This window comes from Insolitispirillum peregrinum (assembly GCF_900156605.1).
In the GTDB taxonomy this organism is placed as follows: Bacteria; Pseudomonadota; Alphaproteobacteria; order Rhodospirillales; family Rhodospirillaceae; genus Insolitispirillum; species Insolitispirillum peregrinum.
Genome location: NZ_FTOA01000001.1, coordinates 191,784 through 208,807 on the forward strand (window position 1 = coordinate 191,784; position 17,024 = coordinate 208,807).

The following is a 17,024-nucleotide window of genomic DNA, read 5'->3' on the forward strand; positions in this document are numbered from 1 at the left end:
GCCAAGGGGGCTTTCAGCGCCCGACAGGCCACCGTCAACGACCATGCAGCGGCGACCCAGCATCAGGCTGGTGCCGTTGTCAGTTTTGTCGTTACGGGGAAGGGGCAGCACAAAAGACCTCGAAAATAGGATGGTGAGGTGAACTGATCACTGGTGTTTCCTCCCTGACAGCCTGCGGTCCCTGTTGACGGGATCACCAGACCGGAGCGGCAGGACAGACTGCGCTGTGGGGCGCCCGGGGCATGGTCCCCGGATTGCGGGGCTTTCTACCCGGATGCACCCCCTGTATGGCAGGGAACGTTCCTGCCGCATCACCCCTTTTGCGAGTGGTCAGAGCGCCTTTGTTTCGGCGGCTACAGCTCCAGAGCGCGGGAGGGATGCGGAGTGAAAATGGACCAGCGACGGCCATTCACTGGTTCACAATACCTGTTGGCAGAAACTTCTACAACGCTTCTTTCGCGTCTGTTGCACCTTCTTTGTCCAGTGGGTGGAAAATGGTCAGGGAAAACGGGTGCTTGCAGGCTTTTTACGCAAATTCAACCGTCTGGGGCTGGCTCCGTCGGACCATGGGGCGGTTTGCGGGGTGGTTTGGGGTTGCATGAACGGGGGCTTTCGGACAAACTCGCCGCGACAGTCCCAGAGAATGCCTCTTGAACGCAGGGATGGTGGTTTGTGATCCGTCCTCCCCCTGCATCACTGTGTCAGTACGGCGGCACCCGGCAGGAGCGTGCCAGAGCAACGGTTAGGTTTAAAAGGGCCCGCACAAAGGCATGAGATACCGCAAAGGAACCTCCTCCGCAGACGATCAGGCCGTGACAGCGCAGGCTTTGACACGACGATCGGCGCGAATGGCCAGAGATGGTCTGGAAGGCCCGGTTCTGCCCCGGCGTGCTGTGTTGGCGGGCTTTTGCGGGCTGGCCGGTGTGCTGGTCTGCCCCGATGCCGTTCTGGCTGCCGTGCGGGCGACCAGTGTCCGGCTGGGGTCGCATGACGGCTTTACCCGCGTGGTGATCGACTTTGCCAGTCAGGTGAATTTCAGCCTGTTCACCCTGCCGGACCCGGCGCGGGTGGTGGTTGATATGCCCGAAGTGGCCTGGCAGTTTCAGGGGAACGGGGTGTTTGGCGGTGGCGGGCTGGTCAGTTCGTTGCGCTATGGCCTGTTCCAGCCGGGAAATTCGCGGCTGGTGTTTGACCTCTCCCGCCCGGCGACGGTAAAGCAGGCGTTCGTCATTCCTCCCACCGATGGTGGTCCGTGGCGCTTTGTGATGGACCTCGAGGTGACTTCCATCGAGGCGTTCCTCAAGGCGTCGGGGCCGAACAACCGCATGGGGACGTTCCAGCCGGCGGCCCCGCCGCCTGAACAGCCGGAAGTGGCGGTCAAGCCGCCGGAAACGCCCAAACAGGTGGCATCGTCCGGGCGCAAGCCGGTGATCGTGCTCGATCCCGGTCACGGCGGGGTTGATCCCGGTGCCATCGGTGTGACCGGCATCTATGAAAAAAATATCACCCTGGCTGCGGGCAAGGAATTCAAGGCGATGCTCGATCGCAGTGGGCGCTATACCGTCCACATGACCCGCAGCACCGACATGTTCATCCCCTTGCGTGAGCGGATTGCCATTGCCCGTCGCCATGGTGCCGACCTGTTTATCAGCCTGCATGCTGACTCCAATCCCAGCACGGCGGTCAAGGGGCTGTCGGTCTATACCCTGTCTGAAAAGGCTTCTGACTCCGAAGCCGCCGCGCTGGCGGATTCTGAAAACAAGGTCGATATCATCGCCGGGATGGACCTCAGCCACCAAAGTCAGGATGTGACCAACATCCTGATCGATCTGGCCCAGCGGGAAACGATGAACCTGTCGTCGCAGATGGCCGAAGGGATGGTGGTGCAGTTGCGGCGTGAAGTGACGCTGTTGCGGCAAACGCACCGCTTTGCCGGTTTCGCGGTGCTGAAGGCCCCGGATGTGCCGTCGGTGCTGATCGAAATGGGCTATCTGTCGAATCCGGACGAAGCACGACAACTGCAAACCAGAGAGTATCGTGCCAAGCTGGGAGACTCGCTGACACGATCGGTTGATGCCTACTTCAACAAGGTTCGCAAGAGCGGGCGGTAATTACCGAATGGTGACTGTGGTGGGAGCTGCCTTCTCCGGGGTCGCGCTGCGGCTTGGGGGATGCCTTTTTTCTGTCTGCAAGGCCGTATTGTTCCAGATCGTTGATGACACCGTGGCACGGAAACCCCATAACAAGGCCATCGTGCAGACCGTCGGTTTGCCCGTGAGTATCAGGCCGTCCCACGCATAAAGGCGCCGGGATGGTTGACCCGTGTCGGGTTAGGGCATCGTACGCAACAGTGGATCCGGTTTTGCGCACACACGATGCGACACTTCAAAAGGCGGGATCGTCGTGCCTGATCCAGATGTAACGCGCGACGGTTTAGAGGATTGGTGACTGTCCATGGTCCGGTTTATCGTTTTCACTCTCAGCACCATTCTGCTGCTCGTCTTTTTGGCGGTCCTGGCTGTTGGTGGTGTGTTCTGGCACTATGGGCAACAGCTGCCGGACTATACCCAGCTGGCCAATTATCAGCCGCCCGTCACCACTCGCCTGTATGCCGGTGACGGGCACCTGATGAACGAATACGCAGTGGAAAAGCGCGTCTTTGTGCCGGTCAATGCCATTCCCCAGCAGATCGTGAACGCCTTTTTGTCCGCCGAAGACAAAACGTTCTATACCCATCAGGGGATTGACCCGATGGGCCTGCTGCGTGCGGTGGTGGTGAACGCACGGAACATGGGTTCGGACCGCCGCCCGGTGGGGGCATCGACCATCACCCAGCAGGTGGCCAAGAACTTTCTGCTGACCAACGAAGTCTCCATTGCCCGCAAGGTCAAGGAAGCGATCCTCGCCACCCGGCTGGAACAGATGTACAGCAAGGAAAAAATCCTCGAGCTGTACCTGAATGAAATCTACCTCGGCATGGGGTCCTATGGGGTGGCGGCGGCGGCGTTGAATTACTTCAACAAGTCGCTGGATCAGCTGGATGTGGCCGAAGTCGCCTATCTGGCCGCTTTGCCCAAGGCTCCCAACAATTACCATCCTTTCCGTCACCATGATGCCGCTGTCGAGCGCCGCAACTGGGTGATTGGCCGCATGCAGGAAGACGGCCACATCACCGCCGAGGAAGCCCGGCAGGCGATGCAGGAACCGTTGACCATCCGGTCGCGTGACGAAACCGACTATGTGCGCGGTGGCGAGTACTTTGCCGAAGAAGTCCGCCGCCAACTGGTGCAGCAGTACGGCGAAGACCAGCTGTACAAGGGCGGGCTGGCTGTCCGCACCACCCTTGATCCGGCCTATCAGGAGCTGGCCACCCGTTCGCTGCGCAAGGGATTGCAGGAATACGATCGTCGCCATGGCTGGCGCGGGGTGGCCGATCATGTTGACCTGCCCAACGCCGCCAGCGATGCCGTGTGGCAAAAGCTGTTGTCGGCGGCCCAGCCGCCGAAGGGGATGCTTGATGAATGGCGTCTGGCGATGGTGCTGGATGCCGGGGCCAAAGAGGCAAAAATCGGCCTGCCGGACGGAACGACCGGGATCATCCCGCTGGAAGACATGCGCTGGGCCCGGCGGGTTCTGCCCGGCAAACAGGGCATGGGCCCGGCGGTTGGCAAGACCGGTGATGTCATGCGGCGCGGCGACCTGATCATGGTCGAACTGGCTCCGAAAAAGGACAGCAAGCCCGCCAAAGCGGGCAAGGATGACGCAAAGAAAGACGATACAAGGAAAGATGAGGCCAAAGGTCCGGCGATCTATTCGTTGCGCCAGATCCCCGATGTGAACGGGGCGATGGTGGCGCTGGACCCGCATACCGGGCGCGTGCTGGCGATGTCCGGCGGCTGGTCCAGCAAGGCATCGGAATTCAACCGCGCCACCCAGGCCCTGCGCCAGCCCGGCTCGTCGTTCAAGCCGTTCGTCTATCTGGCGGCGCTGGAGGCTGGCTATACCCCGTCAACGCTGGTGCTGGATGCTCCGTTCATTTATGATCAGGGACCGGGGTTGCCGAAATGGCAGCCCAAAAATTATTCCGGCGAATATTATGGTCCCTCGACCTTGCGTGTCGGGATTGAAAAGTCCCGTAACCTGATGACCGTGCGTCTGGCGCAGGCTGTCGGGATGGACAAGGTTGCCCATGAAGCTGAAGTCTTTGGAGTTGACGAAAAATTCCCGCGTTTGCTGGCAGCGTCGCTGGGGGCGGGGGAAACCACTGTCCTGCGTCTGGCAACGGCCTATGGTATGCTGGCCAATGGTGGAAAACGGTTGCAGCCTACCCTGATCGACCGCATTCAGGACCGCAACGGCAAGACCATTTACAAGCATGACAGTCGCCCCTGTGATGGCTGTGAGGCGATGAACTGGGTCGGGCAGGATGTCCCATCGGTCCCCGATACCCGCGAGCAGATCGCTGATCCCCGGTCGGTCTATCAGATCGTTCACATCATGGAAGGCGTGATCCAGTACGGCACGGCGCGCCGTCTGGCCGAACTGGGGGTGCCAATGGCGGGCAAGACCGGCACCACCAACGACAGCATCGATACCTGGTTCATGGGCTTTACCCCTGATCTGGTGGTTGGGGTCTTTGTCGGCTTTGACGAGCCACGGACGCTGGGGCGGCAGGAAACCGGGACCTCGACGGCGCTGCCGATCTTCAAGAGCTTTATGGAAGAGGCCCTGAAGGGCAAATCCGTCCGCCCGTTCCCGGTGCCGCCGGGGATCGCCTTTGTGCGTGTGAACCATGCGACCGGTCGTCTGGCCGAATATGGTGACAGCGACATCATCCGCGAAGCCTTCAAGGATGGCACGCCGTCGCTGCTGGGGACCGATCAGGTGCTGGACGGCTCGGCACCGTTTGATCCGATGGCGGCCCCGGCGCAGGGCGACATGCTGGGGGATGAACTGGGCGGTGCGCCTGTGGATGAAAATGGTCCGTCGGCGCTGCCGGGTGGGAACAGCCCCTATGGTGCGGCGGTGCCCGGCGTGACCGCTCCGGCACTGCTGGGGGGGGCGCCTCCGGTGCAGGTCAACCCGGATGGGCTGCCCGAACAGGCGGTTCCGTCTCAGCCTGTTCCGCAGGCAACACCGGCTTCGCCTGTGTATCAGTCACCAGTGTATCAGCCACAGGTGCCGTCCGCCCAGTCACAGCAACAGCCAGTGGCGCCGGCCCCCAATGCGCAGCAACCAACGCTGGCTCCGCCGCCGATGACCACCACCGGTCCGGCGACTGCAACGCCGGTGGCGCAGCCGCAGGCCGGTGGGCTGTATTGATCCCGCTTGCATCGCACGAAAACCTGTTCTCCCTTTTCGTGCGATGCGGGGATGATGATCTGCCGCATCGCTGGTACGAAAACCGGTTCCCACTTTTCGTGCGATGCGGGGATGATGATCTGTCGCATCGCTGATACGAAAACCGGTTCCCACTTTTCGTGCGATGCTCTAAATAAAAATACCACCCGTTCCCGATACGATTAGCAAACGGATACCCAAACAATGCGCGCAGAAGCCCAGTCTCTGGTCGATGAAATCAAGCAGTCGATGTCCTTGCTCCGGAGGCATCTTTGACTGGGATGTGTCTGTTCTCCGTCTGGAGGAGTTGAACGCCCATGCCGAAGACCCCAACCTGTGGAACAATGCCGAGGCCGCGCAAAAGCTGATGCGTGAGCGGACCCAGCTCGATAACGCCATCAACGGCTTCCGTCGTCTGGAGCGTGAGCTGGATGATGCGATCACTCTGGTCGAGCTGGGGGAAGTCGAAGGCGACGAGGACACCATCAACGAGGGCCTTGCATCCCTGCGTGCCCTGCGCGAAGAGGTGGCCAAGCGCGAGCTGGAAAGTCTGCTGTCCGGCGAAGCCGATGGCAACGATTGCTATGTGGAAATCAATGCCGGGGCCGGTGGGACCGAGGCGCAGGATTGGGCCAACATCCTGCGCCGCATGTACCTGCGCTGGTGCGATGCCCACGACTACAAGACGGAAATTCTCGAAGAGTCCGATGGTGAAGAAGCCGGCATCAAGTCGGTCACCATCAAGGTGACCGGCCACAATGCCTATGGCTGGCTGAAGACGGAAAGCGGCGTCCATCGTCTGGTGCGTATTTCACCCTATGACAGCTCGGCGCGTCGCCATACCTCGTTCTCGTCGGTGTGGGTCTACCCGGTGGTCGATGACAACATCGAAATCGAAGTCAATGAAGGCGATTGCCGTATTGATACCTATCGTGCGTCGGGCGCGGGTGGTCAGCACGTTAACCGGACGGAATCGGCGGTGCGTATCACCCATATGCCGACCGGTATCGTCGTGCAGTGCCAGAGCGAACGGTCACAGCACCAGAACCGCGCACACTGCTGGAACATGCTGCGGGCGCGCCTGTACGAGCGTGAATTGCAGATCCGCGAGGCCGCATCGCAGGCCGAGCAGGATGCCAAGACTGAAAACGGTTGGGGCCATCAGATCCGCTCCTATGTCCTGCAGCCCTACCAGATGGTGAAGGACCTGCGGACCAACGTGGAAACCTCGGATACAGGCGGGGTTCTGGACGGCGATCTGGACCAGTTCATGGCAGCATCGCTGGCCTCCAAGATTCAGGGCTACGCCGACACCTTGAATTCCTGATCATCCTTAAGGTGAAAAAAAGCGGAGATGCCCTTCAGTATCTTCGCTTTTTTTTATTCTGAAATTGACGGCTTTTTTACGGACTGATCGTAAAACTAAAGTCCTCGGTCAAAGAGGGTGATTCTGTATCACTGGTGATGCGGGTGTATAGGAAACCATCGCGATCCGCGTGGGGGCATGGTACAACAAAGCATGGCGTCGGAAGCATTGAAGGATGCGGTGTCAGTGACACCCTTGGAAGGACACGATCTGCGTCTGGTGACAGAGCGCCTGGATGCGCTGGCTGATCCGATTGCCATTGTGTCCGAGGATGGGGCTGTCCTGGCCCGTAACGCTGCTTTTGCTGCTGCTGCCGGAACCATGATCCAGCATCATCTGAGTCCGGCGATGAAGGCGATGGTGCTGAGCCTGATCCTGCGAGGGGGTGGGTCCCAGCGTCTGGTGCTGGAAAGCCCGGAGGGCGAGCGGGTCTATGATGTGACCCTGCTGCCTGCCGCCCTGACCGGTACTGTTGGCCTGATCGGTGGTGGGCGCGAGTTTGGCGGCATGATCCTGCTGCGCGATCAAACGCTGGATGCCGGTTTGCGCAATGCCCTGACGATCTCGCGGGCGCGCTACAAGGAGATGGTTGAAATCTCCAGCGACTTTGCGTGGGAAGTCGACCGGAACGGCTGTTTTGCCTTTGTGGCACCGCAAGGATTGATTGGTTACAAGGCACGCGATTTGATTGGTCGCTCTGCCGGTGAATTGATGGACCCTGATCATCAGGTCGGCCCGATTATCCCGTTTTTGTCTCCGACCCCGCTGCATCGTGCCGAGGCCTGGTTGATTGACGCCAATGGCAGCCCGGCCTGTCTGGAGTTTTCCCAGGTCCCCCTGATGAACCGCGAGGGCGAGTTTGTCGGAGCACGCGGTGTTTGCCGCGATATCACCAATCTGCGTTTCCATGAGGCCGAGGCGTCGGAATCCCGTGCCCGCGAGCGGACGCTGAGCCGGATTGTCCGCCTGTTCCGCCGCGAAGCGGCCCCCGAGGCAATGATTCAGGCGGCGGCCAGCGCCGTCACGCATGGATTGTCTGGAACCGGGTGTCAGATTTTTTCCAGTACGACCCCCCAGTTGCGTGGGGTCTCCCGCCCCAATTTCGTGCAGGAAGCCGTTTTTGGCCGGGCGGGGACCGATCAGGAAATTGCCCGCGTGACCCTGTTGTTGCAGGAAGCCGAAGACGACGACGGCGTTGTCTGTGACGAGATCAACGGACGGCGTTTCATGGCTGCCTTTGCCGAGTACGGGGATCGCCTGAACGGAGTCATTCTGGTCTGGCGGGATTACGGCCGCCCGGATTTTACGCTGGCCGAACAGCGTTTGCTGGTCAGCATCGGCGGCCAGATTGGTGTCGCCCTGGAGCAGTTGCACAATCACCGGATTCTGGTGGCGGTGTCCCGCACGGACAGCCTGAGCGGGTTGCTGAACCGGCGGGCTTTTTATGAAGACATGCAACGACGGATTCGTCGCCTGGCGCGCAGCCGGGAAACCGGAGCCCTGATGTATGTTGACCTCGACAATTTCAAGATGGTCAATGATACCCGTGGGCATGAGGTGGGGGACGAGGTGTTGCGTCGGGTGGCTGAAATCCTGAAAGGCAATACCCGGGGCACGGATATCGTGGCCCGTCTGGGCGGTGACGAATTTGCCGTCTGGCTGGATGCCGCTGACGATACCGTGGCCATCAAGCGGGCCGATGTCTTTCTGGCGGCCTCTGCTGTCTTGCGAAAATATTCCGGGTCGCCTCAGGCACCGCTGATGTTCTCGATCGGCATTGCGGTCTATGATCCGGTCTATGGCGAAGACATGAACCAGTTTATCAGTCGGGCCGACGCGGCCATGTACAGCGTCAAACAGCGCGGCAAGGGAAGCTATAGCGTTGCGCCAGCTCCCCAGGGAGGGCGTTCATCATGACGATCGGCTCCATTCTGGTTGCGCTGCGCTGGCAGTTGATGCGTGCCCCGGTCGACGACCGTGGGGTGATGGCCGAGGTTGATCCGTTGCTGATTCCCAGCCAGGATGGCGAACTGAGCTATGAACAGGCGCGGGTGCTGGCGGCGGCTGATGTCACCATCCGGCGGCAACTGGCCGCCCGCCTCGATGTTCCGGCTGAAATTCTTTACTATCTGGCCGGTGATCAGGACCGGGATGTGCGGTTGGCTGTCGCTGGCAATCCGTCTGCGCCGGTGCGGGCCAACCTGCTGCTGACCGATGACAGTGATGCCGACGTGCGTGCCCAACTGGCCGACAAGGTGGCGTTGGGGGAAACCAGCCCCGAGCACCACAACCAGCAGAGCAAGCGGGCCCGTTCGATCACGCTTGAAGTCCTTGACCGCTTGTCGCGTGACCGGGTGGCGCTGGTCCGGGCGGCGATTGCCGAGGGCCTGAAGGAATTGCCGAACATTGATCCAGCGTTGATCAATCGTCTGGCGCGTGATCTGGAAATTATCGTTGCCGCCCCGATTCTGGAGTTTTCTCCGATCCTTGGGGAACAGGATTTGTTGGACATCATCCGTTCCAGTCCTATCGAGGGGGCCTTGTCGGCCATTTCCCGCCGTGCCTATGTCGATGCCTCGGTGACCGATGCCATCGTGGCCAGCGGAGACACCAAGGCCATCACCCATCTGTTGTATAACTCCAATGCCCAATTGCAGGAACATACTCTGGATGCGCTGATTGCGCGCTCCGAAGAGCGGCCTGAATGGCAGCAACCGCTGGTGCACCGTCCCGAACTGGTGGATTATGGCGTCAAGCGGCTGGCTGAAATTCTGGCCGACCACCTGTTGCAGAGGCTGCTGGAACGGGCAGATTTGCCAGCACAGGCGATGAAGGAAATCGGTTCGGTGGTCAATGCCCGCCTGCATGCGAAATTGCAGGAAGGTGGCGGGGCGTTGCCGAATGTTTATAGTCAGCAGGCGGAAAACCGCTTCAAGCCGTTTATTGCGCAGGCACGGGCGCTGTACGAGATTGGTCGGCTGAATGAAACAACCCTGATGGTGTCATTGCTGACCGACCATGTGGATGAACTGGTGGCCGGGCTGGCAGTGTGTTCGGGGCAGTCGGTGCGGGTGGTGCTGGAAATCATCGCCTCGCAGTCGGCGCGGGCCATTACTGCACTGGTCTGGGCTGCTGGACTGTCAGCCCGCTTTGCCCACGAAGTTCAGATCAAGCTGGGGCGCGTTCCGGCCAATTCCTCATTGCCTCCGCGTCCAGATGGCAGCTATGCGATGCCCGAGGTTGAACTGCGCTGGCAACTGGAAATGTTTGCCGAGCATTAGAGCAAATCCCGAGCATATGGGTCCATCTGCGATGACGTATTTGCTGAAAATACAAGACATTAGAGCATTTAAAGTGATCCAGAGAGAACGGAAAATGCTCTAGAGCAGCGTGCGTTAAACCTGACGCCACAGTATACGACAGTCGGGAAGCAAGAGCGGGCCACCGCCTGGACCCGTTTGGGGCCTGAGGCCCCAATCCCCCATTTTTTCTTTGAATTCAAAGGAATGGGGTCTGGGGCCGATTGGCCCCAGCGAGGTTTGGAGCAGCGCTCCATGATCTTGTTTTCTGTTTGTCGTGTACTGTGATGTGACGCAGGTACAATGCCCTAGAGCAAATCCCGAGCAGATGGACACATCTGCGACGACGTATTTGCTTAGATAACAAGTCATTAGAGCATTTATCGTGATCCTTGGAGACCGAGAAATGCTCTAATGACCGGGTTCACGGCTTGGCGCCCAGCGCCTTTAGCCGGTCCAGCACGTCCTGTGCCGTTTTGCCTTCAACGCGCTGTTGGCGACCATCAGGGGTGGTCCACAGGCCGCGGAATTTTCCGCACCGCTGAAAGGCTTCGTCTTTCCACGCATTCAGAAACCGCCGCCCCAATTCGGTCAGGCTCTGGGCTTCGGCCTGATATTGCACGGTGTGCGGGACCGAACTGGGTTTCATGCTGAGGCTGACGCTGCCACTGGGATCGGTTGATACGGCCTGACAGGACAAGGCGACGGCGGGATGGGACGGCAGCAGGCCGGGTGTGGAGGAGGGGGGAGTCTCGGTGGGGGGGGCAGTGGCATGGCAAGGGTCTGCCAGGGTCAGGCCAGCAAGGATGGCTCCGGTAAATGTTGCACGGCAAAAAGAACGGGACATGTGGCTCATGATTGCACCCACCAAGGAACAGATCTCATTGACTGATCTGTCTTTAGAGAGTTTGTCTTCTTTGAATGCGTTGCAAGAAGTCTTTTGGATAAACCTTCGGGACACAGCAAAAAAAGGGATGGGACAACCCTCTCTTTGGGGAGAGGGGGGCCTGTGAGCATCTTGAGCGTTGAGGGAAATGGGAAAAGCAGGCGGTCGTTTACCACTCCGTAATTTTTGCTCCGTATTATGCAGGTCAATGATGTGTTGCTGATCTGCCTGTGTATCAGCGTGCTGCCTCTGCCGATTGGGGGGATGCCTGTCTCACGAGCATCTTTCCGAACGCGGGGATTTGCCTCATACTGTTGGCATACCCGTCGGGTTTGCCAGGCACATGAAAGTGCATGTATGGGGCCGCGCCGAAAACGTGCGGTGAAACGATGGGTGAAGGTCGGCCTGTTTTATGGGCCGGTATCTAGTGGGAAAAGGGCCGCTGCAGCGGCCGGACAGGATATGCAATGCCCCTCAAACTAACGCTTCGCCCCAATGAAAAAGTGCTGGTTGGAACAGCCGTGATTGCCAACGGCCCCGCAAAGGCCGAGATTGTCGTGCTGAACCGGGTTCCGGTGTTGCGGCAAAAGGATATCATTGCTGAGGATGAGGCTGATACGCCCGCAAAGCAGCTGTATGTCGCGATCTTGCACATGTACGTTGAACCGGCAGAAGAGCGGCGGTACCACAAGCTCTACTTCCATCTTCTCCGCCAGTTGATTGAAATGACGGTGGACGTCAAGATTATCGACCTGATGGTCGATGTCTCGCGTCGGATTGTCGAAGGCGACCACTACCGCGCCTTGAAACTTTGTCGGAAGCTCATCCAGTACGAATCGGAGGTTAGTTCCAATGGCGAAAGAGCAGATCAGCGCCTACCAGCAGATGCAGAAATCGAGTCTGACCCCGCGTGAGGTCGAAGCGATGGCCTTTACCAAGGCCGCTGTGATGCTGGAAGATGCCAAGCAGAAGGTGAAAAATATCGAAGGGTACGCCCAGGCCCTGCGTTTTAACCACCTGCTGTGGACCATCGTTCAGGCTGACATCACCGAACCGGAAAACCAGTTGCCGGCGGACATCAAGGCCAACATCCTCAGCCTGTCGATCTTTGTCGACAAGCAGACGATGAAGGCGATGCGCAGCAGCGAGCCGACAGACCTGGACGTGTTGATCAACATCAACCGCAATCTGGCTGCTGGCCTGCGCAACAGCGAATCCGCCGAAGCTCCTGCTCAGGCTGCGTCGGCGTAGGGCATTTTCCGTGCCAGAGTATTGTGCGAAAAGCGGGAACCGGTTTTCGCAACAACAATGCGGCACCATAAAGGGTTGGACCAGCCTGCGTCAGGTTCAACGCACACGGGTCTGGAACGGTCACGGCAAATGCCTTGTGCTGTTGTGTGTTAAGCAAATCAGCCGGTCGCACTGCTGAAATAATGGGTGAGCATAAAGGCGTGGCGCAATCTTGTGTCACGCCTTTATGCGTTCCGAGAGATACTGCCTCCTGCTCCGGCATCAAGAAATGATGCTTCCATCCCTCCTGAGAACCAGTTGGTCGAGGACACCATGCCCCCTAAAACTTCGCGTGCTGCCGTGACGGACAAAAACGGATTGCCTTCTTTGAGGCTTCCACTGTTCCTGCAGGGGTATGACTATGCCCTGCGCGGAGACCGGAATGGGGCGCGGATGTATCTGGGGATGCTGGAAACGTCCAGCCCGGGAAGTGCGGCTGTTGCGTTGCTGCAAGGGATTCTGGCGCGGGCGGAGGGTGACGAGACGGCGGCTTTGCCGCTGTTACAGGTTGCCAATGCGCTGGCCCCCCGGCAGCCGGTGATCCTGTTGCCGCTGGCGCTGTGCCTGCAGGGGCTGGGGGATCTGGCCGGGTCGGAGCAAATCCTGTTTCAGGCGACTGCCGCCGCTCCCGCCGAAGCCGAACTCTATGAACAGCTCGCTCGTCTGGCGTTGCGGCAGGGCAAGGATGGATTGGCGGTCGAGGCCGCAACTCAGGCGGTAACGTTGTCTCCCCGCACCAGCGGATACTTGAATACCTTTGGGGTTGCCCTGCGACGGGGAAACCGCCTGGATGATGCGATCATTGCGTGGCGTCAGGCTTTGGCCTTTGCGCCGGACAGTGTGGCGGTGTTGAACAATCTGGCTGAAAGCGTCAGGTCACGGGGGGAACTGGCCGAGGCCGAAACGTACTATTGCCATGCCTTGTCATTGCTCAAGGCTGCCGGAAAACCGATCTGGGTACCGTGCGAAGGATTGGCGCTGATTTACCTCGAACACTCCCGCTGGGATGACGCGCGGGCGGTGCTGGAGGACGGGTTGGCAGCCACCCCGATTGACAACATCGCCGGGCGGCGGATGCTGCTGGTGGCTCAGGCGTCGCTGCTGCGTCAGACGCTGCAACTGGATGCGGCGCTGGAGGCTCTGCGTGAACTGGACGGGAACGAGGACGCGCAGGTGTGGAACGCCCGCGCCCTGACCTACATCCAGCAAGGCGAAAAGGGCAAGGCCATCGAAGCCTTGCAGCAGGCGTTGATCCTGGAGGAGGGGAACCCGGACGTTCTGGCCAACATGTGCCTGATGTGCCTGAACCTTGGGGACATCGCCGGTGCCGAGCAGATTCTCGGCCGCCTGACCGACGAAGAGAAAACGCTGCCTGCCGTGAAAAGGGCGCAGGCCCTGTTGCTGTTGCGGCAGAAAGAGTATCTGGCATCCCTGTTGCTGTACGAAGAGATCCTGCAGCGGGAGCCTGACAACACTCAGGCGTTGGGCAATGCCGCCTACATTCATTTCCATAGCCAGAATTATGATCTGGCCTTGCGGCTGTGCGAGCGGGCCTTGCAGTGTGGTAGCCGGGAGCCCGAACTCCTGAATATCCATGCCAGTATCCTGCTCGATCTGCGGCGCTTTGACGAAGCCTATCAGGTGTGGATCACCGGTATCCGCAACGCCATGCAGCACACCAGCTGGAATGAGTCGTGGTCGATGCTGTTTTCCAATCTGTGCATGGCGTTGCACTATGATGATCAGGTCACTCTGGAAGATCATCAGGATATCCTGCAACGTTTTGCGGCGTTCATGCATGATTTGCCGGATGACCTGCAGGCACCACATCTACAGTCGCGCGACCCTGACCGGCGCTTGCGCGTCGGCTATCTGTCGGCGGATTTCCGCTATCACTCGGTGGCCTGTTTTTTCAAGCCGCTGCTGGAGTCCTTTGACCGCTCGGCGGTTGAAATCACCCTCTATTCGTCGGTCGAAGATCCTGATGCGATGACCGACACCTTGCGCGGGCTGGCCGATCATTACGTTGATATCACCTATCTGTCCGAAGAAAAGGCCGCCGGTCGCATCCGGCAGGATCAGATCGACGTGCTGATTGACCTGTCGGGGCATACCGGGCGGAACCGTCTGGTGGCGATGGAATACCGCCCGGCGCCGGTGCAGTTGACCTGGCTGGGCTATCCGGGGTCAACTGGCTTGCGCATGCTGGACGGGCGTATTGTTGATCACCAGACTGATCCCGACGGGATGCAGGAATGGTACAGCGAGCCCCGGATCCGGCTGCCGCGTTGTTTTCTGGCCTATCAGGCCCCCGGGAACGACCCGCTGCCGGTTGCCGAACCGCCGTGCGTGCAGGCCGGGTATGTGACGTTCGGCTCGTTCAACAACAGTTTCAAGATTAGTACAGCAGTGGTCCGGGCATGGTCGGCAATTCTGCGGGCGGTGCCGTCGTCGCGGCTGTTCCTCAAGGCGCGGCAGTATCAGGATGCCCATAACGCCGCCGCCCTGCTGGCCGAGTTCGCCGCCGAAGGCATTGCCGCCGGACGGATCGAGCTGTCAGGGCGCAAGGATGACTTTCTCGAGCATCTGGCGACCTATCACCGCATTGATCTGGCGCTGGATACCTTCCCCTATCACGGGACCACCACCACCTGCGAGGCGATGTGGATGGGGGTCCCCACCCTGACGCTGGCCGGGGACCGGCATGCAACGCGGGTCGGGGTCAGCCTGCTTTCGGCGGTGGGACTGGAAAAACAGCTTGTCGCTAAGGATATTGACGATTACATAACACGGGCAGTGTCTTTTGCCTCGTCGCTGGAAGACTTGCGCGAGGTTCGGCACAATTTACGGGACAGGATGTCCGCTTCGCCGTTGTGTGATGCCGAGGGATTGGCGCGTGCAATGGAGCAGGCAATCCGTACAGAATGGCGCCGCTGGTGTGCAAGCCCCGGCCCATCCTATGGAAAGCGATGGAATTATAACGGCCAGACCTCGTTTGCGGCCGAGGATTGAGTAAAGGCGTTACAGCATGGATTTGAACCTTGCCCGGGCCTTTCAGGTCTATCAGCAGGGCCGCTATGCCGAAGCGCGCGACTGGTGCGCCAAGGCAATCAAGCAGGCTCGGGCTGGAGCCAAGACGGGGCAGGGGCAACCGTCGCCATTGCTGTGGTCGATTGATGGCATGGCCGCGCTGGCGCTGGGCGATGCCGGGGCTGCCGTTGCCAGTTTGCAGCGGGCGGTGGCGCTGGCACCGCATGACGGAACAATCCTGAACGACTGTGGGCTGGCCCTGCTGAGCAGCGGCCAGCCGGAAGAGGCGGTGGTGATGCTGAAGCAGGCAGTTGCCCGCCTGCCTAACGTCGCTCACCCGCTGTGTAATCTGGGCAATGCCCTGCGGCAGTGTGGCCAGTCTGCGGCGGCTATCGAACCGTTGCGGCAGGCCACCCGGCTGGCTCCCGAGCACATGGCCGCCTGGCATAACCTGGGGCTGGCCCTGCTGGAGCAGGGGCAATGGGGCGAAGCCGAACAGGCTCTGGGGCAGGCGGTGGAGCTGTCGGACGGGGATAACCAGATTCTGGTCCGCCAGCATTGGGTCGAAGCACTCCGCCAGTTGGGAGAATGGGAACGGGCCTTTGAGCAGGCTCGTTTTGCTTATCATCTGTCCCCTGACAACCCGCAACTGATCAATGAACTGGGGCTGGTCCTGAAGGGCCTGAGCCGCCCCGATCAAGCCGAGGCTGCCTTTGCCGAGGCCTGCCGTCTACAGCCGGAAAATGTCCAGTATCTGGCCAACCGCGCCACCGCCCTGTTTGATTGCGGGCAGTACGATGATGCTGCGGACGTATGTCGCCAGGCGCTGGAGCTTGATCCCTGCAATTTGACTGCCCTTAGCTGTCATGGCGAACTGCTGCTGATCAACGGCAATTACCAGCAAGGATTGCCCTATTGGGAAATCCGCTGGGCGGCACTGGAAAGTGCCGGGCGGTTCAGACAGGCGCTGGCACCGACATGGGATGGCAGCAGCAGTCCGGGAGCCACCCTGTTGATCCGCAACGAACAGGGCTTTGGGGATACCTTGATGATGGCCCGCCTGCTGACGCCTGCGGTACGCCGTCTGGGGCCAAAAGGCCGGTTGGTTCTCGAATGCCCGGAACCGTTGATGTCGCTGATGGAAAATGTCGCCGGGGTTCATACGACCCTCCGGCGCGGACGCGACTGGCCTGCGCATGATTTGCAGATCAATCTGATGAGCTTGCCGCGGGTGCTGGGGTTGATTCCGGAAACGGTTCCGCATGCGCCCTATTTGCCGGTTCCGTCGTCGCAACAGGCCTGGAGTATTCCGGCAGGCGATGGCCCGCTGATCGGGATTTGCTGGGCCGGGGCTGCGGTGCCACGTGATCGGTCGGTTCCGCTCTCCGAACTGTGGACTGCCCTGCAACAGGGGGCCGCCGGGCGGTCGGTGCGCTGGGTGTGCCTGCAGGCCGATGACCGCCGGGACAATGCTGCCAATTTGGCGGGGCTGCACATGCCCCCTGCGCCACGAACGTTTGTCGATACGGCGGCGATTATTGGTCAGCTGGATGCGGTGGTGTCGATTGATACCGCCGTGTTGCATCTGGCCGGGGCGCTGGGCATTCCTCTGGCTGCCTTGCTGGTCAAAGGATGTGACTGGCGCTATGGCCGACCGGGGACCCGCTCGCCATGGTACCCGGATGCATCGTTGTTCCGGCAGGCGGCGCTGTATGACTGGTCACAACCGCTCTCGGCCCTCAGCCAGTGGGTGGGGCAGCAACTCGATGGCTGGTTCATTGAACGTCGCCGTCGTTGGTGGTGATTCGGGGTG

Annotated in this window: 10 protein-coding genes; 9 read left to right on the plus strand and 1 reads right to left on the minus strand. The window is 60.1% G+C overall.

Annotated elements, in window-relative coordinates:
- The first annotated feature begins 848 nt into the window (after nucleotides 1–848).
- The 5 genes from BW995_RS00820 to BW995_RS00845 all read left to right on the plus strand — a co-directional run bounded on the left by BW995_RS00820 (nucleotide 849) and on the right by BW995_RS00845 (nucleotide 9,987).
- On the plus strand, nucleotides 849–2,111 hold the full coding sequence (locus BW995_RS00820; protein WP_076398091.1) for an N-acetylmuramoyl-L-alanine amidase: 1,263 nt from the start codon (nucleotides 849–851) through the stop codon (nucleotides 2,109–2,111).
- A 343-nt stretch (nucleotides 2,112–2,454) separates the two neighbouring features.
- Nucleotides 2,455–5,322 carry a penicillin-binding protein 1A gene (locus tag BW995_RS00830; protein ID WP_076398095.1) on the plus strand — a complete coding sequence of 956 codons (2,868 nt, stop codon included), beginning with the start codon at nucleotides 2,455–2,457 and terminating at the stop codon, nucleotides 5,320–5,322.
- A gap of 222 nt (nucleotides 5,323–5,544) precedes the next feature.
- Nucleotides 5,545–6,667, plus strand: a protein-coding gene (gene prfB / locus BW995_RS00835) for a peptide chain release factor 2 (protein WP_139332705.1) whose coding sequence is annotated in 2 segments (ribosomal slippage) — nucleotides 5,545–5,613 and nucleotides 5,615–6,667 — 1,122 coding nt in all. Because the reading frame shifts where the segments join, the coding sequence is not laid out codon by codon here.
- Nucleotides 6,668–6,892: 225 nt separating this feature from the next.
- Entirely contained in the window at nucleotides 6,893–8,623 is a 1,731-nt protein-coding gene (locus BW995_RS00840) for a sensor domain-containing diguanylate cyclase (RefSeq protein ID WP_175616944.1), read from the plus strand.
- Nucleotides 8,620–9,987 carry a DUF2336 domain-containing protein gene (locus BW995_RS00845; protein WP_084194471.1) on the plus strand — a complete coding sequence of 456 codons (1,368 nt, stop codon included), beginning with the start codon at nucleotides 8,620–8,622 and terminating at the stop codon, nucleotides 9,985–9,987. Before BW995_RS00840 ends, BW995_RS00845 begins: the two co-directional genes overlap by 4 nt.
- Nucleotides 9,988–10,429: 442 nt before the next feature.
- Here the strand turns inward: BW995_RS00845 and BW995_RS00850 are convergent, their stop codons facing one another.
- On the minus strand, nucleotides 10,430–10,852 hold the full coding sequence (locus BW995_RS00850) for a hypothetical protein (RefSeq protein WP_076398100.1): 423 nt from the start codon (nucleotides 10,850–10,852) through the stop codon (nucleotides 10,430–10,432).
- A gap of 506 nt (nucleotides 10,853–11,358) precedes the next feature.
- Here BW995_RS00850 and BW995_RS00855 point away from each other — a divergent pair.
- From BW995_RS00855 to BW995_RS00870, 4 genes are all read left to right on the plus strand, one after another.
- The gene (locus tag BW995_RS00855; protein WP_076398101.1) at nucleotides 11,359–11,805 is read left to right on the plus strand and encodes a flagellar biosynthesis repressor FlbT; all 447 of its coding nucleotides are present in this window, start codon (nucleotides 11,359–11,361) and stop codon (nucleotides 11,803–11,805) included.
- A complete protein-coding gene (flaF, locus tag BW995_RS00860; RefSeq protein ID WP_076398103.1) occupies nucleotides 11,744–12,142 on the plus strand; it encodes a flagellar biosynthesis regulator FlaF in 399 nt (132 codons plus the stop codon). The genes BW995_RS00855 and flaF overlap by 62 nt, the downstream gene beginning before the upstream one ends.
- Before the next feature lie 366 nt (nucleotides 12,143–12,508).
- Entirely contained in the window at nucleotides 12,509–15,193 is a 2,685-nt protein-coding gene (locus tag BW995_RS00865) for a tetratricopeptide repeat protein (protein ID WP_175616945.1), read from the plus strand.
- 16 nt (nucleotides 15,194–15,209) lie between these two features.
- Nucleotides 15,210–17,015 (plus strand): tetratricopeptide repeat protein, encoded by a 1,806-nt coding sequence (locus BW995_RS00870; RefSeq protein ID WP_076398107.1) that lies wholly within the window; start codon nucleotides 15,210–15,212, stop codon nucleotides 17,013–17,015.
- Nucleotides 17,016–17,024: the final 9 nt, after the last annotated feature.

Bases quoted from the DNA above. Each gene is read 5' to 3' on its own strand.
- BW995_RS00845 (WP_084194471.1), top strand. From the start codon at position 8,620: ATGACGATCGGCTCCATTCTGGTTGCGCTGCGCTGGCAGTTGATGCGT.
- BW995_RS00850 (WP_076398100.1), bottom strand. From the start codon at position 10,852: ATGTCCCGTTCTTTTTGCCGTGCAACATTTACCGGAGCCATCCTTGCT.
- BW995_RS00830 (WP_076398095.1), top strand. From the start codon at position 2,455: ATGGTCCGGTTTATCGTTTTCACTCTCAGCACCATTCTGCTGCTCGTC.
- flaF (WP_076398103.1), top strand. From the start codon at position 11,744: ATGGCGAAAGAGCAGATCAGCGCCTACCAGCAGATGCAGAAATCGAGT.
- BW995_RS00820 (WP_076398091.1), top strand. From the start codon at position 849: ATGGCCAGAGATGGTCTGGAAGGCCCGGTTCTGCCCCGGCGTGCTGTG.
- BW995_RS00855 (WP_076398101.1), top strand. From the start codon at position 11,359: ATGCCCCTCAAACTAACGCTTCGCCCCAATGAAAAAGTGCTGGTTGGA.
- BW995_RS00870 (WP_076398107.1), top strand. From the start codon at position 15,210: ATGGATTTGAACCTTGCCCGGGCCTTTCAGGTCTATCAGCAGGGCCGC.